This window comes from cf. Phormidesmis sp. LEGE 11477 (genome assembly GCF_015207105.1).
Lineage (GTDB): Bacteria > Cyanobacteriota > Cyanobacteriia > Phormidesmidales > Phormidesmidaceae > Phormidesmis.
In genome coordinates this window covers 13683-36435 of sequence record NZ_JADEXO010000059.1, presented here as the reverse complement: position 1 = coordinate 36435, position 22753 = coordinate 13683, and the positions used below count along the sequence as shown (strand labels likewise).

20 protein-coding genes are annotated in these 22753 nt (G+C 47.0%); 9 read left to right on the top strand and 11 right to left on the bottom strand.

Going from position 1 to position 22753, the window contains the following annotated elements; genetic code table 11:
- On the bottom strand, nucleotides 1–182 hold a 182-nt coding region (locus tag IQ256_RS16695; RefSeq protein WP_228024973.1), incomplete at its 3' end, for a hypothetical protein.
- Nucleotides 183–877: 695 nt separating this feature from the next.
- Here IQ256_RS16695 and IQ256_RS16690 point away from each other — a divergent pair.
- The gene (locus tag IQ256_RS16690) at nucleotides 878–1300 is read left to right on the top strand and encodes a hypothetical protein (protein WP_193856681.1); all 423 of its coding nucleotides are present in this window, start codon (nucleotides 878–880) and stop codon (nucleotides 1298–1300) included.
- A 161-nt stretch (nucleotides 1301–1461) separates the two neighbouring features.
- Here the strand turns inward: IQ256_RS16690 and IQ256_RS16685 are convergent, their stop codons facing one another.
- The 3 genes from IQ256_RS16685 to IQ256_RS16675 form a co-directional block, all read right to left on the bottom strand.
- Nucleotides 1462–3051 carry an NAD(P)H-quinone oxidoreductase subunit 4 gene (locus tag IQ256_RS16685; protein ID WP_193856680.1) on the bottom strand — a complete coding sequence of 530 codons (1590 nt, stop codon included), beginning with the start codon at nucleotides 3049–3051 and terminating at the stop codon, nucleotides 1462–1464.
- Between the two features lie 347 nt (nucleotides 3052–3398).
- Nucleotides 3399–4289, bottom strand: a complete 891-nt coding sequence (gene rimK / locus IQ256_RS16680; protein WP_193856679.1) for a 30S ribosomal protein S6--L-glutamate ligase — start codon at nucleotides 4287–4289, stop codon at nucleotides 3399–3401.
- A complete protein-coding gene (locus IQ256_RS16675; protein ID WP_193856678.1) occupies nucleotides 4234–4797 on the bottom strand; it encodes a RimK/LysX family protein in 564 nt (187 codons plus the stop codon). Before IQ256_RS16675 ends, rimK begins: the two co-directional genes overlap by 56 nt.
- A gap of 265 nt (nucleotides 4798–5062) precedes the next feature.
- Here IQ256_RS16675 and IQ256_RS16670 point away from each other — a divergent pair, with 265 nt between their 5' ends.
- Nucleotides 5063–5836 carry a DUF4230 domain-containing protein gene (locus tag IQ256_RS16670; protein WP_193856677.1) on the top strand — a complete coding sequence of 258 codons (774 nt, stop codon included), beginning with the start codon at nucleotides 5063–5065 and terminating at the stop codon, nucleotides 5834–5836.
- Nucleotides 5837–5963: 127 nt separating this feature from the next.
- Here IQ256_RS16670 and IQ256_RS16665 read toward each other — a convergent pair whose 3' ends face one another.
- On the bottom strand, nucleotides 5964–6566 hold the full coding sequence (locus IQ256_RS16665; protein ID WP_228024972.1) for a fasciclin domain-containing protein: 603 nt from the start codon (nucleotides 6564–6566) through the stop codon (nucleotides 5964–5966).
- Nucleotides 6567–6869: 303 nt separating this feature from the next.
- Here IQ256_RS16665 and IQ256_RS16660 point away from each other — a divergent pair, with 303 nt between their 5' ends.
- From IQ256_RS16660 to IQ256_RS16650, 3 genes are all read left to right on the top strand, one after another.
- A complete protein-coding gene (locus IQ256_RS16660; RefSeq protein ID WP_193856676.1) occupies nucleotides 6870–7673 on the top strand; it encodes a glutathione S-transferase family protein in 804 nt (267 codons plus the stop codon).
- Nucleotides 7673–8974 carry an FAD-binding oxidoreductase gene (locus tag IQ256_RS16655; RefSeq protein WP_193856675.1) on the top strand — a complete coding sequence of 434 codons (1302 nt, stop codon included), beginning with the start codon at nucleotides 7673–7675 and terminating at the stop codon, nucleotides 8972–8974. The genes IQ256_RS16660 and IQ256_RS16655 overlap by 1 nt, the downstream gene beginning before the upstream one ends.
- Before the next feature lie 240 nt (nucleotides 8975–9214).
- A complete protein-coding gene (locus tag IQ256_RS16650; protein ID WP_193856674.1) occupies nucleotides 9215–9409 on the top strand; it encodes a heavy-metal-associated domain-containing protein in 195 nt (64 codons plus the stop codon).
- Between the two features lie 383 nt (nucleotides 9410–9792).
- Here the strand turns inward: IQ256_RS16650 and IQ256_RS16645 are convergent, their stop codons facing one another.
- On the bottom strand, nucleotides 9793–10653 hold the full coding sequence (locus tag IQ256_RS16645; protein WP_228024971.1) for a PPC domain-containing protein: 861 nt from the start codon (nucleotides 10651–10653) through the stop codon (nucleotides 9793–9795).
- A gap of 454 nt (nucleotides 10654–11107) precedes the next feature.
- Between IQ256_RS16645 and IQ256_RS16640 the strand changes: the two genes are divergently transcribed.
- From IQ256_RS16640 to psb35, 4 genes are all read left to right on the top strand, one after another.
- The gene (locus IQ256_RS16640) at nucleotides 11108–11476 is read left to right on the top strand and encodes a hypothetical protein (RefSeq protein ID WP_193856672.1); all 369 of its coding nucleotides are present in this window, start codon (nucleotides 11108–11110) and stop codon (nucleotides 11474–11476) included.
- A 244-nt stretch (nucleotides 11477–11720) separates the two neighbouring features.
- On the top strand, nucleotides 11721–14039 hold the full coding sequence (gene glgB / locus IQ256_RS16635; RefSeq protein ID WP_193856671.1) for a 1,4-alpha-glucan branching enzyme: 2319 nt from the start codon (nucleotides 11721–11723) through the stop codon (nucleotides 14037–14039).
- A gap of 182 nt (nucleotides 14040–14221) precedes the next feature.
- Complete coding sequence (locus tag IQ256_RS16630) at nucleotides 14222–14758, top strand: Dps family protein (protein ID WP_193856670.1); 537 nt, start codon at nucleotides 14222–14224, stop codon at nucleotides 14756–14758.
- A 323-nt stretch (nucleotides 14759–15081) separates the two neighbouring features.
- Complete coding sequence (psb35, locus tag IQ256_RS16625) at nucleotides 15082–15264, top strand: photosystem II assembly protein Psb35 (RefSeq protein WP_193856669.1); 183 nt, start codon at nucleotides 15082–15084, stop codon at nucleotides 15262–15264.
- 259 nt (nucleotides 15265–15523) lie between these two features.
- On the opposite strand, the gene IQ256_RS16620 is transcribed toward psb35, so the two are convergent.
- The 5 genes from IQ256_RS16620 to IQ256_RS16600 all read right to left on the bottom strand — a co-directional run bounded on the left by IQ256_RS16620 (nucleotide 15524) and on the right by IQ256_RS16600 (nucleotide 22718).
- Entirely contained in the window at nucleotides 15524–15706 is a 183-nt protein-coding gene (locus IQ256_RS16620) for a CsbD family protein (protein ID WP_193856668.1), read from the bottom strand.
- Between the two features lie 206 nt (nucleotides 15707–15912).
- On the bottom strand, nucleotides 15913–17103 hold the full coding sequence (locus IQ256_RS16615) for a hybrid sensor histidine kinase/response regulator (RefSeq protein WP_193856667.1): 1191 nt from the start codon (nucleotides 17101–17103) through the stop codon (nucleotides 15913–15915).
- A 216-nt stretch (nucleotides 17104–17319) separates the two neighbouring features.
- Nucleotides 17320–18591, bottom strand: a complete 1272-nt coding sequence (locus tag IQ256_RS16610) for a hybrid sensor histidine kinase/response regulator (RefSeq protein ID WP_193856666.1) — start codon at nucleotides 18589–18591, stop codon at nucleotides 17320–17322.
- An 842-nt stretch (nucleotides 18592–19433) separates the two neighbouring features.
- On the bottom strand, nucleotides 19434–19865 hold the full coding sequence (locus tag IQ256_RS16605; RefSeq protein WP_193856682.1) for a response regulator: 432 nt from the start codon (nucleotides 19863–19865) through the stop codon (nucleotides 19434–19436).
- 207 nt (nucleotides 19866–20072) lie between these two features.
- Complete coding sequence (locus tag IQ256_RS16600) at nucleotides 20073–22718, bottom strand: PAS domain S-box protein (protein ID WP_193856665.1); 2646 nt, start codon at nucleotides 22716–22718, stop codon at nucleotides 20073–20075.
- Between the last annotated feature and the right edge of the window lie 35 nt (nucleotides 22719–22753).

Below are 22753 nucleotides of genomic sequence, written 5' to 3'. Positions count from 1 at the left end.
AGGGTTTGGTTGAGTGCTGATTCGTCAAACTGGGCAGCTTGTGGTTCCGAAGCGACGCTTTGGCTCGCACCCAGCATCATGTCCAAGGACGGCTTTAGTAGCTGAGCCGCCTCCGATTGAAGTGCTGCTTCGGTAGGCGTTTCGCTGACTAGGGCTGAGTAGGCGGCGCAATAATTGCACATAGAAGTCTGCTCTTGGGACTAGAGTTATGAAGAAACTAATTATGAAGAAACTAGTTATGGAAAACTTTCAAACAAATCTGATTAAACTGTCACAATGAACCCCTAATAGCTAAACCAGCTAGAGAGCTGGTGGCGGTTAACAAGTAAATTGAGCCGGGTCTCGTCATTGAAATCGCTCCAATTGCCCCTGCTATAGCTAAGAGCGGAGACGAAGCGGCTTGCTGTCCTTAGTGAAATTGTTCTTGGTGATGCTGTTACCCGGCTATAGATGCTGTCACCTGGCTATATACGTACTGCTAGGGCGTTTGGTTGCACTACTTTTTGAATGTTTTGGTGCTAGCAGTTCTGTATATTGGCCACAGACTGCTTCTACTGCTTTACCTTAGATAGGCAGACCCAATAGAGCGGAATCTTAGACACTGAGTCCGGCGATGCATCTGATTCTCTTAAACCTTCGAGTAGTCGATTTAGTTACATCAACCTACCGCCATCCGCAGAAATAAGGGTAGTAGCTGTAGTGACCTAAACAGATTCTTTACGTAAGAAGCTAGTCAATTGTACGGAAACTTTAATATTTTTATACTCTTAGCGTGAGCAATACCTATTGGGCATTTTTGCGGTCTGTCCTGATGTCTTCTTAGTGCCCAAAGCTATGATCTTGGAGTTTAGAGAGGATTCGATACGAGGTTCCTATAATGATTCTGACTGTCTTAGCGCTACTGCTGGGCTATTTAACCCTTAGCGTCAGCACAACGCTGCTCTACGCAGCTTGGATGAGTACTACCAGTGTTAGCGGTGAAGTCCATACAATCACCGCTCAGTTTGTGGCTTTTGCTGGAATTTGCGGGTTGGGATTTGCTACTCTTAGCGGCTATATTGTTGGACTTGTAGCGAGACGGGCACCTGTTGCCCATACAGCAGTGTTTTCACTAATGCTGATGATCATTTGGCTAGCCTCTACTTTTATAGGGAGTGCTAAAGAGCCTTTGTCAATTTCGATTTTGAATATTGCGATCGCCCTTACAGGCATAATGACGGGTGGCTGGATTCGATATGCTCAGACCAAAGAAATGGCGGCAAAGGCAGTAAAAGCAGAGTCTATTGAACCACAAGCTTGAACTGTAGAGGTAGCCCACTAGATAGCTATCTAGTGGGCTAATCTTCTAGCTAGTTGATTCTCAAGCTGAACTAATTCAGGATCGATTAATCTAGCTAGATATGAACAGGCGCTCATGCAACAGAGCAGGCATCACATAGACAAACACCGTGGGTGAAAGCACTATAGAGACGGTGCTGCCACTGGTTCCTCACCCGGAACGCTCATGACCTTTGATAGCGGCGCGGCATTCGGCACATCTGGCAGCGTGCCATGAATTTGGCTAGACACTTCTGTAGTCTTGAGGCTGTAGGTCTGAATCGCAATTTTAGGATACAGACCAATCCCTACGATCGGTATCAATAGACTGATAGCAACGAACATCTCACGAGGCACGATCTCCCAAGATTTATCGACTGGCAGTTTAACTTCGCCCGATTCGCCATAGAAAATACTACGCAGCATCGACAGTAAGTAAATAGGAGACAGAACGACGCCTACAGCGGCCAGCATGACAATCGCTGCTTTGAAAAACACATTGTAAGCGTCACTGGTGGCCATTCCCAAAAACACCGTAATCTCGGCAATGAAGCCGCTCATTCCGGGAAGCGCCAGCGAGGCCATCGCCCCGGCAGTAAAGAGCGCAAATGTAATCGGCATCACCTGAGCCATGCCGCCCATCTTGTTCATAGACAGCGTGTGTGTTCGTTCATAGGCGACACCTGACAAGAAGAACAGCACGGCAGCTACCAGACCATGGGAAATCATCTGGAGCATTGCCCCGCTCATTCCCAAAGAGTTAAAGGCCGCTAAACCTAGCAGCACAAATCCCATATGTGCAACAGAAGAGTAAGCCATCCGCCGCTTGAGATTATCCTGAGCAAAGGCGGTCAAAGAAGCGTAGACAATATTGATAACACCTAAGAATGCCAGCACAGGCGCAAAGTACAAATGGGCATCGGGTAGTATCTCGATATTCATCCGAATCAGACCATAGCCTGCCATCTTTAGCAAAACACCGGCTAATATCATTGAAATCGGCGCAGGCGCTTCGCTATGGGCATCGGGCAGCCAGGTATGCAGCGGAAAAATCGGTAGCTTGGCACCGAAAGCAATAAGCAGACCCAGATAGCAAATCAGCTGAAACGCCAGCGGATACTGCTTAGCAGCTAGCTCACTAAGGTTAAAGCTAAAGCTATCACCAAAGAAGGCCAACGCCAGCGCCACTACCAGAATGAAGACAGAGCAGGTCGCAGTGTAGATAATAAATTTGGTAGCTGCGTACTGCCGGCGCTGTCCCCCCCAGATAGCAATTAGTAGATATACAGGCACCAGCTCCAGTTCCCACATGATGAAAAACAGCATCATGTCCTGTGCTAAGAAGACACCGAGCTGAGCGCTGAACATCAGCAGTATCATCGAATAATACAGGCGGGGTTTGAGCTGGATATTCCACGAGGCAATCACAGCCAGGGTAGTGACAAATCCACTCAAGAGTACCAGTGGAAACGATAGCCCATCAACGCCTAGCGACCAGCTCAGCCCAAACTGGGTGATCCAGGGATAGTCGTCTACAAGCTGAAGACCGGATACACCCATTTCATACTGGGTGGCGAATACATAAAGAATCAAGCCAAATTCGGCCAGGCTGGCTCCCAGGGCGTACCAACGAATGGTCTCACCGTTTCTATCTGGTAGCAGGGGGATGGGCGTTGCTGCTAGTAAAGGAAAGATAACTAGGAACGTCAGCCACGGAAACTGTTCACCGAGCATTAGAATTCACGCAATTTCGATAGCGACAAAGACGCAATCATTCCGAAAAAGCAGGGTCTAGAAAAAGTCCAGCAAGAAACTCGGCTTTCGGCCTAGGCAAAACTATCGGATAGGAAGTTTAGGAATAAATACCTACTGAGTGCGCCCAAAGCTTAGTATACAAAACTTAATTAACCTTTGGTAAGAATCCAAAAGTAGAAATGCGCTAGTGATCAATATAAGACAAGTCGATATTAATATTACGCACCTATTCAGACTCCTTCAAGCTAGCGTAGCGCCTAACGTCTCGCTCGTTTGATAGCGTTACTTTTCTTGTGGTAGCGCTAGTGAGTGATAGACGACTGATCCTAAGTCGCCGTCGCTGTGGTTAGCTTCTTTTCTAAGAACTCAATAATTTTTCCTGAAACGTCAAGCTCGGTGGCCTTTTCTATCCCTTCTAGACCAGGAGAAGAATTTACTTCCATAACGACAGGGCCATGGTTGGATCGCAGCAGATCTACGCCCGCTACTCTTAGTCCCATTGCTTTTGCGGCTCTGACCGCCGTACTTCTTTCCTCTGGCGTTAGCTTTATCCTCTTGGCGTTGCCGCCTCGATGCAAATTAGATCGGAACTCGCCAGGAGCGCCCTGCCGTTTCATTGAGGCGATGACTCTGTTGTTGACTACAAAGCAGCGCAGATCTGCCCCTTTCGCCTCAGCGATAAATTCTTGAACGAGGATGTTAGCATTCAGACCTCTAAACGCCTCGATCACAGAGGTCGCTGCCTGGTAAGTTTCGGTCAAGACAACGCCGATGCCCTGAGTGCCTTCAAGCAATTTAATCACGAGGGGAGCACCGCCCACGATGCCTACTAGCCCTTCAATATCCTTTGTAGAGTGAGCAAATCCGGTAATCGGCAGACCGATACCTTCTCTAGAAAGAATCTGTAAACAATGAAGCTTGTCCCTAGCGCGAAGGATGGCTTGCGAGGTGTTAGTAGTAAAAACCTCCATCATTTCAAACTGACGGACAACAGCAGTCCCATAAAAGGTATTAGACGCGCCAATACGAGGGATGACAGCATCAAAATCTTTTAGCTGTCTGCCTTGGTAGAGCACTTGAGGGTTATGGGCAGTGATGTTCATGTAGCAGCGCAGATAGTCAATCACCTCTACGGTATGGCCACGGGCTTCTCCGGCCTCTCTAAGACGGCGGGTCGAATAGAGAGAAGAGTCTCTTGACAAAATTGCGATTTTCATTTTTGGGTTTCTTTTGGCCTTTCTTTCGGCCTTTAAAAGTTTGAGTGTGGGCTTTACTTTGAACGTAGGATCTGCCGGAATCGACTAGGAACTTTTGGCGGAGGGCCTGTCTGCCGAGGAGCATGCGAAAGCCCATAACGTCGCGATTAGTCAAAGTAAGCTCGATCGGCCATGACTGCTGGTTGAGAGTGACAGTGGTTTCGATGACAGGACGGGATTCGCTTCGTCCGCCGGAGTTGCGAACGGGGCGGATATCTAGCAGTCTGGCTTCCGCTGGAATGATTTTATCTTTGTCCCGCTGGGAAGGGTGGACTTTAAAACGGACGTAGTCGATGTTGTCTTTTTTGAAATACTCTATATCAAAGGCGTGGAGAGCAGAAGAGCGCGCACCCGTATCAATTTTGACCTTGACACTCGTGATACCTAAATCGGGGAGAGCAACTCGCTCTCGCCAGCCAACAATAGGCAGACTAACAGCGGTTAGACTTGAGCTTTGTGGGTCTGTCATGATGAGCTAGGCAATAGATGAACTTGAGCTGTAGAGCTAAGTCAAGGCTAAGTCGTAGAGCCAAGCCACGGTAAGCTAGGCATAATTGGCGTTGAAATAGACTGTCTTAGAGGATAAGGTGGCGGCAATGCCACAGTGACTTTTATAGGTCTATTCATTATTACCACCTTAGAAGCGCCTACCCCTTTGAGCGGCCATCTTGAGAAGTCGGCTTGAGAAGTCATCTAAAGGCATGTAGTATTTATGTACCATCTAGCTATCTACTATGAAGTCTAGAATCCCCGATCCGTCTCGCCGCAGAAGTGTTCGAATTAGGCGCGATCGCCCTACCCGTCGTTCCCCTCATCGTTCGCCTATCATCAAAGGCTTTCAGCTATTGGCCATTGCCACCACTGGCGGCGCAATCATGCTAGCTAGCTTGGCAGGACTTGCCTTTCTACGCTCTGGCAGTCGGTTCATGGAAGGCGTCAAAGTTGCCCTTACACCTCAGCCGCCCGAACAGACCGTAGACATTCGCACGGTAGTGATTAAGCAGGTGCGAGAGGTTAGCGAGCTGACGACGGCTGTATTTACCATGGAAGCGGTCGTGCCGACTCAAAGCAGTCGGAAGCTAGGCGAGTTCACCATTGGTGAAACCAGCTTGCTCTACGTGGCCTACGGAGAAGTAAGAGCGGGCGTAGACTTGGAAGACCTAACGACAGCGGATGTGACCGCCTCAGAAACAGGCCGAAGTATAAAACTCGTTCTGCCAGCGCCTAGAATCCTAGGAACAGAGTTAGACGTCGATCGCTCTAATGTCTATGACTACAGCCGAGGACTATTTAATCTAGGCCCCGACACCGCGCCCGAGCTACAGGAGCTAGCCCAAAAAGAAGCTAAGCTAAAAATCGAGCAGGCGGCCTGTGAGCAGGATATCTTAGGTCAAGCTAACGACCGCGCCGAACTGGTAGTCACACGGCTACTGCAAAGTGCTGGGTTTGAAGAAGTAACTGTTGAGACAGCCCCAGCAGCAAACACGGCTTGTGAGGCATTGAGCTAGGTGAGCTAGGGATGAGCGTTCATCCGATAGGACTTCAACGGTGTCTACAAAAGCGCTCTTAGTCTCTTTCTAGATCAATTAGCCTCTCTTCTTAGATCGTCAGCCTCTCTGTAGATCATCAGCTTCTTTATAAGTCATCATCTTCTAAATCCGAAGGAGGAATGATGATTCTGTCAATAATGTGGATGATGCCGTTACTGGCGATGACATCTGCGGAAATCACCTGAGCACTATTAACAGTAACGGCTTCTGCAACATCTATCGCTATGGTGCTCCCTTCTACGGTGGTGACATCCCCCGAGCGTAAGTCAGCAAAAGGCAGAGCGCCGGGCACCAAGTGGTAGGTCAAAAGCTCGATCAAAGACTCTTTGTTTTCTGGCTGCAGCAGGGTTTCTATAGCAGCCGCAGGTAAGGCGGCAAAAGCTTCATCCGTCGGGGCGAAGACAGTAAAGGGGCCCTCAGAGTTCAACACCTCCACCAGGTCGGCGGCGGCTAGAGCTGTGGTTAGGGTACTAAAGGTGGCACTGTTACTAGCAATCTCAGCAATAGTGAATTCTCCACTGGGCAGAGGCATGGCTGATTCTGTCGGGACTGATTCTGAGAGCGGCAGGGGTGCTTCTGCTCTAACAGCCCTAGGTAATACAGCTAGCAATCCTAAGGCTAGGACGCTGGCCGATAATACGATAGCTGAGCCTTTAGAGGCTGGGTGTTTGGCGCTTGTGTAGTACATGGGTTTAAGAGGCCGCATATAGAGCTTCACAAAGCATAGCTAACCAGAAACAAATGTCAAACTTGATACGTATAGCCGCGATCGCCAACGCTATAGGTAGAGGTCTTCTAGCGATGAGCCTTCTATATTTGGGAGAGCCGATGGCAATTACTACCTAGCTTGAGTAACCTGCTTCCTGCACAAATCGGGTTCACGCCCTGTGCTACAAAGAAATAGAGGAATTCAGCTACCTTCGGTTTTTGGTCTAAAAATTGCCTAAAGCGATTTGTTCTGATTTGTTCAAAGTGTTAAGGATTACATTCAATGTTAGAGCTGCACCAGTTTGAAGCGTCCCACTATTGTGAAAAGGTCCGACTGGTTTTGGATTACAAGCAGTTGCCTTACCAGACGGTTGAAGTTGTCCCAGGAATTGGCCAAATAGATCTCTATCGGCTGTCGGGCCAACGCCAGGTGCCCGTACTCAAAGACGGGGATGAGGTAGTGCCCGATTCAACTGCGATCGCCCGCTACCTAGATGAAAAATACCCCGATCGTCCTGTTATTCCAGCCGATGCCAAGCAGAAAGGACTGTGCTTGATGATGGAAGCGTGGGCGGATGAATCAATTGGCCTCAACGGTCGAAAAGCCATGATTGGCGCATTTAATCAGCACCCCAACTTTCGAACAGCGCTGCTGCCGGTCTCTACACCAGAAGTTGTCAAGACAGTAGTTGGCTCAGTTCCTGGCGATTTGCTGAGTCTAATTGGCGCTGGCGCTGGCTTCGGCGGAGACGCTGTCAAATCAGCTACGGATATTTTGAAACAGGATCTAGAGGCGCTGTGTCTGATTTTGCAAGATCAGCCCTATTTGTGTGGGGAGACACCGACACTAGCTGACTTTGCAGTCGCTGGACTGTCGATGTATCTAAAATTTCCGTCGACTTTGTATGTAGACCTGCCAGCAGGCATTGCTGGAAAAGGCGTGCCAGGGTTAGCAGACGCGCCAGAGTACGCACCATTTTGGGCATGGCGCGATCTTCTCTACTCGGATTTTCGCAAGCCCCGCAGTGGCCCCACCGCTACCGCACCAGCCACTGGCACCGGCCCAGTTGCTATTGGGATTGATTGATGGCTACAGCTGCTGCATCGATTACAGATCTCCTGGGTGAAGATGGCTGCGTCCCTTGGCAAGCTGTCGATCCTAAGAAGCAAACTCAGATCGCAAAGGCGACGACCGTACCTCCTGAGTGTTTGGCCTTGCCTCGCACTACGCAAGAACTTGCCCAGGTAATGACGCTAGCTGCTGAGCAAAACTGGCGGGTTCTTCCTGTAGGGCAGGCCAGCAAGCTGGGATGGGGGGGCTTTGCAAAAGATATCGATATTGTCTTGAGCACAGCGCGGCTGAATCGAATTGTAGAGCACGCGGTAGGCGATTTTACAGTGACTGTAGAGGCTGGACTGCAGCTGTCAGATCTCGCAGAGGTACTGGCCAAGGAAGGACAGTTTTTAGCGGTTGACCCAGCGTTTCCAGATCAGGCTACGGTGGGTGGAATTGTAGCGACAGCAGACACAGGATCTTTAAGGCAGCGCTACGGTGGGCTGCGGGATATGCTGATCGGCGTGCAGTTTGTTCGGTATGACGGCAAGCTAGCACGCGCAGGTGGGCGCGTCGTAAAAAATGTAGCTGGCTACGATCTGATGAAGCTGATGACGGGTGGATACGGCACGCTAGGCGTGCTGAGTGAGCTGACGTTTCGGCTGTATCCCGTGCAGGCAGTCTCTAGATCGCTGGTCTTGATTGGAACTGTAGAGGCGATCGCACAGACGGCAGCTGAAATTAGGCTCTCAGGACTAACCCCCGTCGCATTTGACATAACGCTCGAAAACCCACCAACTTCCGAAAGTATTCCAGAAAACCCAGTCGCTTTGGTTGCTAGGTTTCAAGGGATCGCCGCAGGTGTGTCAGAACAAAGCGAGCGGTTAATGGAGATAGCTAATAAATACCAGCTGGCTGTGCAGCAGCTAGATCAAGTTGCAGATACCGAGTACTGGCAGAAAGCCGCTACTTGGGTGCGAGCAGATACCGTGCTGTGCAAAGTGGGAATGAAACCGAGTGCGATCGCCCCTTTAGTTGAAAAGCTAAAAGTGTCTTCTGACGCACACGCAAGACTACACGGCGGTAGCGGTCTAGGTTGGGTGCAGTGGCCTATGACAACAGAAACAGATATTGTTCAAGAAATTGAGTGGACGCGATCGCACTGCCAACAAAACGGCGGCTTCTTAAGTCTGCTACAAGCACCTACCGCCCTAAAGCAGTCCATCGATATCTGGGGCTACGCCGGCAACGCCTTACAGGTCATGATCGACATCAAGCAAAAATTCGATCCGCAGCGATTGCTAAGTCCTGGTAGATTCGTTGGGAAAATCTAGCAATCAATCCTTCAATCTTCTTTTCAATCGCCTTTTTCGTGCTCTGTGTTACTGACGCTATCTATCTACGCAATCTTTCCAAAATAGACCTTTCGAGGTAGATATACTGCAGACAGCATTTTCTAAAGTCTATCTGTAGCCGTAACCTCTATTCGAAATAGCACTTATACATCAAGATCTTCGTCTCAAACCGTTAGGATCGTAGCGTAGACTAACTCAGAAATTAGGAGAACTCTTCTTATGACTATGACCTTGAACGTCCCATCAATTAAGTGCGAAGGCTGTGGCGATACGATCACCAAAGAGATTAAGGTGCATGACGCTGACGCTAAGGTAAGTGTAGACATCGAAAACAAAACAGTAGAAGTAGATTCCACGATGTCTGAGTCTTCTGTGAAGCAGGCAATCACATCAGCCGGCCACGAAGTCGCTTAAGTGCCACCAGACTCTGCTCTTGATATCGACAGCTTCACTAGAGATAAATCACAGGACTAGAGATCGCTCATAAGAGCGTTAACACTATCAACCTAAACACTGAAAATCTGAACACTGACGATTCTTGATGTCTCCAAAAACGATTACTGTTCAATGCCCTCAGTGCCAACAGGTCTATATTGACTGGTCTATTCCGGCTGTCGGTATGAATACCACTTTTGAACAGAGCCCGACGACAGTATGCTCTCGATGCGGAAATCGCTCAATTCTAGCCGAATTGAGCGATGACAACGGTATCCTAGTTAAGGCTGAAAAATAGGAAGTTTCATTCCTTTAAGGGACTAATTCTAGAGCAGACTTTCTATCGCTGTCATCAAACTGACCTACTCAGACTCATTTGGAATGGGTGTTGCGCCGTCTCCGATGCCGCCATCTGGTTCAACCGGGATTGGCCCAGTAGGGACATCTGGTCTAACATCTTGCTCGGGATTAGGACGTGATAACGGCGAGTTAGCGGTAGATGGCGTTTGGTCAGCGCCCAAAAAGAACTGCGCTTCTTGGCGAAGCGACATAGCAGAGGCCGTCTCACCCTGCTGCTCTAGCAAATCAGCGGCTGTTTGGTAATCGCTGACTACTGCCTCGATAGTTGACTGAGGCAAATCTGATGGGTTAGTGACTTCGATCTCCGAGTTGATGTATGCCAAATTAATCCGAGATTCGGCTCTGCCCAGATAAGCGCCCGGATCGGTATCGTCTAGTGCGATCGCAGCGCTGTAGGCTTCAACTGCGTCCGCAAAATCTTCCGAGATAGAGTAGTTGTAGGCACGGCTAAAGACTTGCTCATACTCACTAGCTGGGCGTACTTCGATTTGATAGCTACCACCCAAGCCAGAAAAAGAGCTAGCGATCGCACTATAGGTGCCTGCCTCACTCAGTTCGATGACGATTGTAGAATTCAGAGTACCGCCGTAGTCGTCGTTAGATATCAGTACCTCACCGCTAGGTCCTTTCAGTACTAGGATCGGATCAAATTCTTCGCTCTGCAGCTCAATCGTCATGATCTGACCCGCTTCCGCTTCAAAGCTATAGGTATCTTCAACGGGGGCTAGCCTGCCCTCCTGCTGTATCACCACTTGAGCCAAAGCCGCTTGATGTGCGATTCCAGCAACGCCAGCGAGCGTCATGGCAGCGACTAACCCCTTAGTAATTTTTTGACTAGCAAAACTAGACAGTTTCTCGCTCATAAATCTCATGACGTTGGTGTTTCCTATGTATCTATTTATTGTAAAGATCAACTATCTGCGGCATCACATTAATGCATCCGTCCACATTCCACAAATCTAGAAGAGCTCAAAGAAGTTTGTTGATACACTATGGGACACTATGGTAGCTGTCTCAAGAAGGGCATCACTTACAGACTATCAACTGAAAGCAGACCTGAAGACCCATTTTGCCGCCTTTTTGCCGCCTATCCTTTTTACCGCCTATAGACAAGCTACCCCGCGCTGATCAGCTACCGCTCTCTATAGATAGTTTTGGATAGCTCAGGCATAAGAGCACCTGTAGATAGTAAGAAGGTAAAAGCGGGAGAGAGAACGGGCGCTATAGGGTATATAGACTAATAAGGATATGAAAGACATCCGTCATAAAAGACCCACAAGTCAGAGAATCAGCTACTTGGTCGGAATAGCTGGCATAGTGAGTAGCTTCCTCCAGGTACAAGTCGCCTGGGCCGATGTGCCAGAAAACCCGATAGCTGATATTGATGTGCCTGAAGAGATTTTGCGTACAGAGATCATCGTAGAAGCTAGATCGCCGCTGACCGGTGAGCTGCTGACAGCGGCTGAATATGCACAACTGCAGGCTAGTTTAGAAAGAGAGGGAAGATCCCCTCAACTCAGATCAGATATCCGTCAACTCGTCTACCTGTTGCGTCTTAGACGCATCCTAAAACCTGTCATTCCTTTTATCAAAGAGCAGCCGGCAATTTCGGAGCAGCCGGTAATTTCGGAGCAGCCGCAGGCAATTTCACCTACCAAAGAGCTGCCCATCAGCGTAGAAAAATAGACTATGATGCCGTCACTCTATTACCAAGTCGCTGCTGCTAAGAACATGGGTTGCTAAGCCAGTAGAGTAGTTTATCGAGTAGTGAACCTACAAAAAACTACTCGAAGTTGAACTAGCTAATTGTTACTATCATCCTTCCACCGAAGAAAATTCGCCTAAACAACTAAGCTTTGTTAAGCTAACAGCTATATCAAATTTCTCACAAATTTCACGCAAGTTAGGTCATTTAAGTCAGGTCATCTATATGGCGTCCACGATTGCTCTAGAACAAATTGAGCGGGTTGTAAGAAATCAACACCACAATCCCTTCGAGGTGTTAGGGCCACACTCTATTGATCGCGACGGCAAACAGGTTTGGGTGGTTCGAGCCTACCTACCCAATGCGGATACAGCCTGGGTAGTTCGTCCAGAGACTCGCAAAGAATACCTGATGACTAACGAACAGCATCCCCAGTTCTTTGAGGCAACCATTGACGAAGCTATCGAGGACGAAAAGGGACTAGCGAACTATCAGATCCGATATAAAAGCGGTGGCAGCGAGCACGTTGCTTATGACCCCTACGCCTTTAAGTCTCCTGTAATTACTGGCTTCGATGAGCACCTGTTTGCTGAGGGTAACCATCATCGTATCTATGAAAAAATGGGTGCCCATCCCATGAAGCAAGGTGGCGTAGCAGGGGTGTATTTTGCGCTCTGGGCACCTAACGCTCGCAATGTCTCAGTAATCGGTGATTTCAACAGTTGGGACGGTCGCAAGCATCAAATGCGTCGCGGCAACAGCGGTATTTGGGATTTGTTCATTCCTCAGCTAGCGGTCGGTGCTCGCTACAAATACGAAGTAAAAAACCATGATGGACACATCTACGAAAAGTCTGATCCTTACGGTTTTGCTAGGGAGGTAAGACCGGATACTGCTTCTATCGTCGCTGATCTTGACCAGTACGAATGGACCGATCAAAACTGGTTAGACCATCGTCGTCAGAGCGAGCCGATGATGCAGCCTGTCGCTGTCTACGAGGTACATCTAGGCTCTTGGATGCATGAATCTTCGGCCAAGCCTGCCAAACAGGCCGATGGCACCGATGCGCCTGTGGTAACCGTTGCTGATCTTAAACCCGGTGCCCGCTTCTTGACCTATCGAGAACTAGCAGCAAAGCTAATACCTTACGTCAAGGAAATGGGGTTTACTCATATTGAGGTTTTGCCCGTCGCTGAGCACCCGTTTGATGGTTCTTGGGGCTATCAAGTTACAGGCTACTATGCGCCAACTTCTCGCTATGGTAGCCCGGAAGACTTTATGTATTTTGTCGATCAGTGCCATTTGCATGGCATTGGCGTCATTGTTGACTGGGTACCAGGTCATTTTCCGAAGGATACGCACGGCCTAGCATTTTTCGATGGAACGCATCTATATGAACATGCCGACCCGCGTAAAGGTGAGCATAAAGAGTGGGGCACGCTGGTTTTCAATTATGGACGTAATGAGGTTCGCAACTTTTTGATTGCAAACGTCCTTTTTTGGTTTGATAAGTTTCATATTGATGGAATTCGCGTTGATGCAGTCGCGTCGATGCTGTACTTAGACTACAATCGCAAGCCTGGTGAATGGGTTGCCAATGAGTATGGTGGTCGAGAAAATATCGAAGCAGCAGAGTGTCTAAAGCAGGTCAATCACGTACTGTTTAGTCACTATCCTGGAGCGCTCTCGATTGCAGAGGAATCCACCTCTTGGCCGATGGTTTCTTGGCCGACTTATGTGGGCGGTTTAGGATTCAATCTGAAGTGGAACATGGGCTGGATGAATGACATGCTTGACTATTTCAGCATGGATCCTTGGTTTAGACAGTTTCACCAGAACAATGTCACTTTTAGCATTTGGTATGCGTTTAGTGAGAATTTTATGCTAGCGCTATCCCACGATGAAGTGGTACATGGCAAAAGTCATATGATTGGCAAGATGCCCGGCGACGACTGGCAGAAGATGGCCAACTTGCGAGCACTGTACACGTATATGTATGCCCATCCTGGTAAGAAAACCCTTTTCATGGGTATGGAGTTTGGTCAGTGGAGTGAGTGGAATGTCTGGGGAGATCTAGAGTGGCATTTACTGCAGTTTGATCAGCACAAAAATTTGAAGCACTGCGTTGAGCGGCTCAATACTCTCTACCGCCGTGAGCCAGCACTGCATACCCAAGACTTTTCTCAAGAGGGATTTCAGTGGGTAGACTGCAGTGACAATCGTCATAGTGTGGTTTCTTTTATCCGCTATGACAAAAAGAGCGAAGAGTTTATTCTGACGGTGTGTAACTTTACTCCGCAGCCCCATAGTCACTATCGGGTGGGTATTCCTCAAAAGGGATATTATCGTGAGATCTTTAATAGCGATGCGAGAGAGTTTGGCGGCGCTAATATCGGTAATCTTGGCGGAAAATGGTCTGAAGATTGGGCTTTTCACGAGCGACCCTATTCGCTAGATTTAACATTGCCGCCACTGAGCGTCATCATGCTGAAGCTAGATGTGCAGAAGACTGAGGCAGCTTTAAATTCCAGTCGACTTAGGTGAGCTCTAATTAAAAAGAGAGCTCTAAGTGAGAAGAGAGCTTAAAGATTCGACTTGCTCAGCAGCAAATCCGTCTTTAGACACTATTTCTTTTACTGAAGGACGTTTCCTTTGATAGACGAAAGCTTTGCGTGAAGATAGTTAAATGGGGCTTGTAGATAGCGTACAAAACGATTAAGTAATATATGAACCCTATTAGCATTGGTTTAACGGAAGAACAAAGACAGGGCGTAGTCAGCCTACTTAACGCAGATCTTTCTGATTCTTACCTGCTAGTCATCAAGACGAAGAAGTATCACTGGGACGTGATTGGCCCTCAGTTTAGAACTTTGCATGAGCTGTGGGATCAGCACTATGAAGCGATTAGCATGAATATTGATGCGATCGCAGAGAGAATTAGAATGCTGGGTGGCTATCCTATTGGTACTGCCAAAGGCTTTGAGGAAAATGCTACTCTGCGCGAGCACCCTGGCGATCTGCCTACTGCAGAAGAGATGGTCAAGCGTTTAGTTAGCGACCACGAGCAGGTAATTCGCAACCTTCGTGATCACGTCGATCAGTGTGGTGATAAATATCACGATGAGGGCACTGCTGATTTCTTGACTGGTCTGATGGAGCAGCATGAGGAAATGGCTTGGATGCTACGTTCCTTTGTCGAAGGTACCACACTCACGCCTAGTGGCGATCGCGAAACCGATCTGAAAGTGCCTACGACTGTATAAGCGTTGTCTAGGCGCTATCATACTCAGATAATGCTGACTTGGTAATGCCAGATTAGAAAGCTCTCATAACCTAGTTGTCATAGGTTGATTTATAGGGGATGTAGTTCACTACATCCCCTAAATTGTCTTTGACATTCAAAGGTGAGAGTAAGGTCTGTGCAGAATTTTGATGGTGCCCGCTGCTACCGTCAAGCGAAAAAAGAATACATCTATAGATAGAACAAACTGTTGGGAAATATTGATAAAAATCATCTAATAGAGAGAGGCTTAAACAATTACCTATCTGCAATAATCAACAAATAAAATACGAATGAGGATACTTTATGACTCTGCTACTAGAAACTGTCGTGGAAAAGGCACCTTATGCCTTTTCTTTGACTACGATTGGAATCGTGGGCTTTATTGCAGCAGTAACAATAGGCTCAATTGCGTGGTACAACTCTAAGCGGCCTGTAGGTTGGGAGGATAAAGAGAGACCGGATATCGTGCCCGATGTGAAGAAGTAAGCAACAACTTCTCAAGCAAACGCTATTGCTGCTGGATATTCCCTCAGCTAATAGTCGACTACCTTGTTAATCCTAAACTTGTTAATCTAAAAAAAGGTTGGAGACGCCTTTATATATGTCTCTAACCTTTTTTGTGTCCATAGAATAAACGGTTTCTGTCGTATCTTATATATAGACGACCACAGTAGAAATTTCTACTGTGGTCGTTTAAGCTATTTGATAGCAGGCAACTCTTATGTTGCTCAGGTGCAGCTATCGTTTAGTCTATAGCGTCTTTTACATTGTCTTTGACGTTTTCTTTTGTTTTTGTTGCAGAGGCTTCAGCCTGCTTAGCTTTACCTTTTGCTTGAGCTTCAGAATTATCTGTCGCATCACCAGCTGCTTCCTGGACTTTGCCTTCAACGTCTTTAGCAGCTGCCTTTGCCTTATCTTCAATACTCATAACTAAGCATTCTCCAATTATGTTTTCCAATACACTCATATTAAAGTTTACAGCGCTTCTAAACCTCTATCTTTTGGATCTATTTTGGCGGTCAGAAGACGTATGCTAGATATCAAATAAGGCGATGTAGTAAACAGCGGAGTAAAAGGTACTCCTGTGAACACTCCTCTTAAGCTCGATTGCTTCGTTCTGGTCAGATATGGTAGCTAGAACCTGCCGGCGACGGGGAGCATCAAGGTAAAAGTACTACCTTTGCCTACCTTAGATTCTAAAGTCAAAGTGCCTTCGTGCATTTCAGCAATGCGTTTAGATAGGTGAAGACCAAGACCACTACCTGACTTCATATGAGATCCTTGATAGAACCACTCAAAGATTCTTTTTTGAGCTTCTAATTCAATGCCGGGACCGGTATCTTTGATGGCAATTTCTACCACTTCAGCCAATGGCACTTGTTCAATCTTTGAACTATCAACCTTTGAACTACCAACCTTTGAACTACCAACCTTTGAACTATTAACAGAGATTTGGGCGGTCACACAGCCTGAGTCAGTGAATTTGATGGCATTACCAAGTAGGTTAGTAAGTAACCGTCTGAGCTCAATGCGATCGCCCTCAATCCAGTAAGACGTAGAGGTACTCTCCACTTGAGCTTTGCCATCAGTTGAGAGAGCCTCTATGCTTAGATCAATGCCTTTATCGTCAGCTAGCGGCTTCAGCTCTCTGACTACTTCGTTGACTAGAGTATAGGCTGAGAACGCTGATTTGCTTAGCTTCTTGTGCCCAGCTTCATGGCGGTAAACCTGAAGCAGCGTGTTAGTCATCTGTAACAGATTTTCATTGTTGGTAATGATACTAGAAAGTGCTTCTTTGACTGAATCAGGTGGGGTTCCAAAGGCATCTTCTAGACAAAGGCTAAGCATTCTATTAGCGGCCACTAACGGCGTGCGTAAGTCATGCGTGAGCCGGGCGACAAAGTCATCACGCTGTCGGATCATCTCAGACTGTTCATCCAAAGAATGCTTCAGACGAATGAGCGATCGCACCCTAGCCATCAGCTCATCAATGTCAAAAGGCTTACGGATAAAGTCATCCGCGCCAGAATCAAGTCCTTCAGCTAGACTAGAGTGGTCGTGAGCGGTTACTAGCAATATTGGGATATAAGGAAGCGCTCGATTTTCTCTGATGCGCCTAGTCACCTCATAGCCATCTATCCCTGGCATCATTACATCTAGTAAAATCAGATCAGGTGGGTTTTCTAAAACTTTTTCAATCGCTATTTTGCCATTCTCTACACAGCTAATATCGTATTCGTCTACGTCAGTTAATATAGATTCCAAGATAAAAAGGTTATCTGGAACATCATCAACAGCTAGAATTTTTACTGAGTTGGATAGCACAAACTTTCAAAAAGTATATTTATATATTAAGTAACCTGGTCGAACCCACAAGTCCGTATTTTTCTCTAGATGAAGTCTATCTCTAGCCGACTGTGCTTGTGGTCTAACCAGAGACGTAACCTGCGATAGCAGCTTGAAGAGTTCTGTATCCATCGCACAGTATTAGAAACGCTATATCAGCTGTGGGGATATCCGATAAGAGATATCGACCAGAAGCTATCGGCTAACAGTATCTATAGAAGCCGCGTCCACGCAGACTTCACGAGGGATTTTAACCCCAAAGGTAGAGCCTTTATTCACTCGGCTTTCTAATGTAATCTCACCGCACATCATCTTCACCAGCGAATAGGTGATAGCTAACCCCAACCCTGTGCCGGCATGGTGTCGATTTGTCTTTTGATCGCTTTGATGAAACGCTTCAAAGATATATGGCTGATCTACCTCGCTAATACCGCAGCCAGTATCAGAAATCGAAAGCAAGATATCTTCTCTCCCGTTCTTACAGCTGTGCTCTGCTGACAAAGATTCGACTAAAACAGTAATAGATCCTTTATGAGTGAACTTAATCGCGTTAGAAAGTAAGTTAATCAAAACTTGTCGTAGCCTAGTTGGATCATTCTTAACAGTCGGATTATCTAAGGTGATGCTCACTTTTAGATCAAGGTTTTTGGGTGTAGCAAGCGATCGCAGCTCTTCAACAGTCTCTTCGACCAGGCTGACAAGATCCATCTGACGGGGCTCTAACTCTAGCCTACCTGCCTCTATCTTTGAGAGTTCTAGAATGTCACTAATAAGTTCTAATAGGTGACGGCCATTAGAAAGAACCCGGCCCAGCATATCTTGCTGAGTCTTGTTGATGTCTCCTTTTTTCCCACCTAACAAAATTTGGGAGAAACCGATGATAGCATTAAGCGGTGTTCTCAGCTCGTGGGACATAGTCGCTAGAAACTCAGACTTTAGACGGGAGACCTCTTGCAATTGAAGATTTTGACGATAGATCTGCTGTTGCTTTCTTTCTAGCTCTCGGTTTATCTTTTCTAGCTGCTTGTTCTTTTCCGACAATCGCTGATTTGTTTGCTTAACTAGAATCTCGGCCTGATACATCCGTAAGGCGCTGCGAACAATCCGAGTCAGCGTCTCTGAAGAAAGTTTACTCTTAGGTAGATAGTCAGACGCACCCGCTTTCATCAGTTCCACTGCGGTCTGCTCGCTGCCCTGACCTGTCAATACCACCAAAGGCGTATCAATTCCTTCTTGACGCACCTTTCTAACAAAGGCTAGTCCATTTTGCCCAGGCAGGTGATAGTCTACAAATATGCAGTCGTACTTGGAGTCAAAGACTGTCTTCAAAGCTTCCTCCGCATTCACGGCCTCTTGAACAACTGTGTTCAAAGAGGTATCTTTCAGCGATCTTTGTAGGGCCATCCGATCGATTGCATCGTCGTCTACAACCAGAATACTTATAGGTTGGGTCAGTCTCTCAGGCATCGTTTTAATAGTATCCCCTGCTCTATATATCTTCACAGCTCAATGGTATGGATATAGTAGGGACAGTAATTGGGATCGTTGTAGGTTTAACGTAACTCAGTAGAACGCTAGCAGCTAGTATCTATAGAGTGAGGCACACACTGATTAAAGGTCTGCTGTTATCTTCCGAATAAAAATTTGATCAACCGTAACCTCAACGGAGGCTAGAAGTGCTAGAGTAAACCAACAGTGGTAATAGGCTGCTGTCTAGGACTGACTATTGGCTATTACAGCCTACCGGTTGAACCTTTGTTAACTGATACCTACCCGTTTTACTAAAAGTCTTACCAGTTAAAAACTGCGTAAAGACTGCGTATTAGAGTCATAGTATTCAAGAGTTCAGCGCTCAAACACATTAGTGTCTAAACAGCGTCTAAACGGCGGTATTCAAACAACTATGTCTGAACGACTGCTCGAACAAATTAGAGTCGAACAATCTAGAGCAGAGACACATCGGAATAGAGATACATCGAGAAAAGATATATCACTAAATAACCAAGATAACTGAGTGAAGTCTAGCATCTGTTTGATAAGAAATCTTATAAATAGAGTGCCTTTAAAGAATGATTGAAGATTTGTACTTAGTCTATCAAATGCATACTCGAAGAGAGGGCTATGCCTGCATAACCAGCTAGTCTTGTACATTTGCAATAAGTGAAACCTTCGAGGTATATCTTCTGAGGTATTTTTTTAGATAGGGTTAGATAGGGTAGGACATATGGGGAGATAAGTGGCCGAGAGCCCAGCGGCTAAAGCTATATGTTCTATCTGCTTATTATGTTCTAGTTACTATGTTCTAGCTACTATGGAATCTCGCAAAGTGTCCAGTAGCGATTGAGTGTAGTAATCAGTTCGAGAAAACTGCCAAACGTAACCGGCTTTACTAGATAGCCAGCAACGTTGAGATTATAGGCTTCTATCCGATCTTTCTCCTGGTTGGAGGTGGTCAAGACAATAACGGGAGTAGAGCGTAGAGCACGGTCTTTTCTAATCTTTTGCAGCAGCTCTAAGCCGCCCATTTTAGGCATATTGAGATCTAACAACACTAGACGACGAACGTTGGGCATGCTGACTTCTTCATGCTCACCCTTTAAGATAGCGAGCGCATCCACACCATTGCCAGCGACGTACAGCGGGTTAGCAATGTTTGCTCGCTTGAATGACCGTTGGACGTTCATCACGTCTACCGTATCGTCTTCTACTAATAGAATGTTGGTAGTGGCCATCTCTGGCATTTTACTCACCTAATAATTATCGCCTGATGTTCTAGAAACAGTATTTCATACGCAGACCGCTGATAACCGTATCAGAGTACGGAGGTTTTTCTCTATCTAAAGATAGATTGTCTGGAAAATAGTTCGTTCTATACAGAAGAATCTCAAACGACAATTAGGCTGTTTACGGAATCCAACTGTCTAAGCAGCAGTTCTCTATGCGAGTCTCTATGCGAGTGTTTCCTTTTCAAGGCTATCTACGTGGGGCTCCTTTGGCCAGGTAAATCGAAAAGTTGCGCCTGCGCCTTCTGCTGAGACGATACCAATACTTCCTCCTTCTGCCTTAACAGTTTTCTCAACCAGAGAAAGCCCAATGCCAGTACTTTCTAGATCATCGCGCGATCGCAGGGTTTGAAAGATGGTGAATATCCTATCGTGATAAGCAGGGTCAATGCCTGGGCCATCATCGGTTACAGAGAATTCGTAATAGTCGCCTCTATCAACCGCTGATATTCGCACCAAGCCATTAGACTTGTCATGATGCTTGATAGCGTTATTGACTAAGTTAGAAAATACCTGAAATAGCGGGACTTTTTTAGCTTTAATGACAGGCATCGGCGTGGCAACATCGATAGAGAATTGTGCTGGCGGAGAAATAGAGTCAATGACTTCTTCTAGCAGCAGAGCAATATCGATGATTTCGCTACTCTGGTGCGATCGCCCAATCCGCGAATATTCAAGCAGACCGTTAATGAAGCCTTCCATCCGCAACACTCGGCTCTTGAGAAGATCAAATTGTTCTTTGTTTTCCGCTGGCAGTTGATTACCTAGATCCTCTTCTATCCAACCGGCTAAGTTTACGATCGCACGTAAAGGCGCTTTTAGATCGTGAGAAGTAACGTAGGCAAACTGGTCAAGCTCGTTGTTGCGTTGCTCTAGCTGAGACATTGTGTTCTTCAGTCTCATATTGACAGTCATTAGATCGCTCTTCTGCCGTTTGAGCGCTGTTATTGCCTGTTTTCTTCGGGTGATATCCTGAATAGTTACGATGAAATAAACTGCGTCTTGACTGGTCTGGTCGTCTCTACTCATAGAGGCAGTAGATGTAGAGGCAGTAGATACGCGAAAGTTAGAGGTATGGAAGCTGGCCTCATAGGAAGATGAGACGGTTACATAGGCCCATAGCACATCGCCATTGCGAGTTAAATACCGCTTTTCATAGCTGACTTGAGATACCTTCTGATTCATCAGCTGTTCGTAAGTCCTTTGACTGACACCTAAATCTTCTGAATAGGTGATTGTTCTATAGTTCTTACCTAGCAGCTCAGACATCGAGTAACCCAGCATGTCGCACAGCCGCTGGTTTACCTGTATCCAATCCCCTTTTGGAGAAACCCTGCCCAAGCCTACAGCCGAGTGGTCAAATAGTATCTTTAGCTGAGCCGCTTGATCTGATTGAATAGCTTCAATCTCTCTACGCTTGGTCACATTATCAAAAGACACCCCTACGCAATTCTCGGCAAGCGGAAACGCTTTGACTGCAAAGATACTTGGTTTTACTTGATGGTCGCTGTAGACAACGTCTCCCAAATCAGCCATGATTTTGGTTTTGATGACACCGACATAGGTCTCTAAAATATCTGTATTCACCAAAGCTGGAAAAACGTCTAGAATCCGCCGTCCGATGATACCTGCTGCTGAGATACCAGTCAGTCGACTAGCTGCCGGGTTAGTTGCTACCAAGGTCAGACTTGTCGGATCTTCGACGTCACTAAGCTGCCATATATACAGACCTACCTGCATATTTTCGACTGCTTCTGCATAGAGCTGGGCGGTTGCTTTTGCTAGTTCTGCTCTAGCATGACCTTCTCTCTCAAGTTTCAGCAGCTCTAGATAGCGCTTTTGAGAATCTTCTAGCTCCTGGGTTCGGCGATCGACACGGGCTTCTAGCTCCGTGTTGAACTGTTGAACTTTTTGCTGAGCCAGCACCCGCTCAGTAACGTTGCGAGCGACTACGATAATTTCGCTGACCGCTGTGGAGGAGCTTTGGGTAGATGTCTGAAGTGCCCTCTCAGATGGCGAGGGCGCTGTTTGTCTAGATGTAGCCGACTGGTCTGTAGCCGACTGGTCTGTAGCCGACTGGTCCGTGGTGCGCTGATCTTCCCCAGCAGATATCGCCGGTAAGCTGCTAGGAATCCGATTGGTAAGCCTATACTCATCAAAGTCTTTTAGCTTATACAGCTTTCTTTGAATAGCTTCCATCCAAATGTAATGTCCTGCTCGGTGCCGGGCTCTAAAGACGAGAGAGAAGGTCTCTGACTGCTGATCTAGCTGAGCGATAGTTTTCTGAATATGGGCAGCATCTTCTGGATGAATGAAATCGTAACGGTTTTGACCAACGAGCTCATCGGGGTGGTAGCCTAATACTTCGTAGCAGGCAGGTGAGACATAGAGATACTGACCTGTGATAGTCTGGCGCGAGATGATATCGGTGGCATGGTCAGCTAGCAGCTTGTAGCGAGCGAGGTTGTCCGTGCGGTTAGTAATGTCATGGGCAACGCAATACATCAGCGCATCGGCGACTGAGATTGTCCATTCTAGCTGTCGCCATCCCCCCTCTTTGCAAGCGCAGCGATTGGTGAAGCGGATGGTAGTGGACTGATTAGCCAGTAGCTGAGAAATTTGAGATTGGCTGGCGGCTCGATCGGCAGAATGAACAAGATCTAGCAGTGGGCGACCCTGCATTTCTTCAGGTGTGTAGCCCAGGATCCGCTCAAAGGCTGTATTGACTGCTTGAAAGCGTCCGTCAATACTAACGATCCCCATTAAATCCGAGGTTAACTCGAAGAATTTTGCTAGCTCGACCATTGCCATACAGACCATCAACCTCATAAACGATATAGCTGACT

Coding starts and splice junctions, on each gene's coding strand:
- IQ256_RS16690 (WP_193856681.1), top strand. CDS start 878: ATGATTCTGACTGTCTTAGCGCTACTGCTGGGCTATTTAACCCTTAGC.
- IQ256_RS16685 (WP_193856680.1), bottom strand. CDS start 3,051: ATGCTCGGTGAACAGTTTCCGTGGCTGACGTTCCTAGTTATCTTTCCT.
- rimK (WP_193856679.1), bottom strand. CDS start 4,289: ATGAAAATCGCAATTTTGTCAAGAGACTCTTCTCTCTATTCGACCCGC.
- IQ256_RS16675 (WP_193856678.1), bottom strand. CDS start 4,797: ATGACAGACCCACAAAGCTCAAGTCTAACCGCTGTTAGTCTGCCTATT.
- IQ256_RS16670 (WP_193856677.1), top strand. CDS start 5,063: ATGAAGTCTAGAATCCCCGATCCGTCTCGCCGCAGAAGTGTTCGAATT.
- IQ256_RS16665 (WP_228024972.1), bottom strand. CDS start 6,566: ATGTACTACACAAGCGCCAAACACCCAGCCTCTAAAGGCTCAGCTATC.
- IQ256_RS16660 (WP_193856676.1), top strand. CDS start 6,870: ATGTTAGAGCTGCACCAGTTTGAAGCGTCCCACTATTGTGAAAAGGTC.
- IQ256_RS16655 (WP_193856675.1), top strand. CDS start 7,673: ATGGCTACAGCTGCTGCATCGATTACAGATCTCCTGGGTGAAGATGGC.
- IQ256_RS16650 (WP_193856674.1), top strand. CDS start 9,215: ATGACTATGACCTTGAACGTCCCATCAATTAAGTGCGAAGGCTGTGGC.
- IQ256_RS16645 (WP_228024971.1), bottom strand. CDS start 10,653: ATGAGCGAGAAACTGTCTAGTTTTGCTAGTCAAAAAATTACTAAGGGG.
- glgB (WP_193856671.1), top strand. CDS start 11,721: ATGGCGTCCACGATTGCTCTAGAACAAATTGAGCGGGTTGTAAGAAAT.
- IQ256_RS16630 (WP_193856670.1), top strand. CDS start 14,222: ATGAACCCTATTAGCATTGGTTTAACGGAAGAACAAAGACAGGGCGTA.
- psb35 (WP_193856669.1), top strand. CDS start 15,082: ATGACTCTGCTACTAGAAACTGTCGTGGAAAAGGCACCTTATGCCTTT.
- IQ256_RS16620 (WP_193856668.1), bottom strand. CDS start 15,706: ATGAGTATTGAAGATAAGGCAAAGGCAGCTGCTAAAGACGTTGAAGGC.
- IQ256_RS16610 (WP_193856666.1), bottom strand. CDS start 18,591: ATGCCTGAGAGACTGACCCAACCTATAAGTATTCTGGTTGTAGACGAC.
- IQ256_RS16605 (WP_193856682.1), bottom strand. CDS start 19,865: ATGCCAGAGATGGCCACTACCAACATTCTATTAGTAGAAGACGATACG.
- IQ256_RS16600 (WP_193856665.1), bottom strand. CDS start 22,718: ATGGCAATGGTCGAGCTAGCAAAATTCTTCGAGTTAACCTCGGATTTA.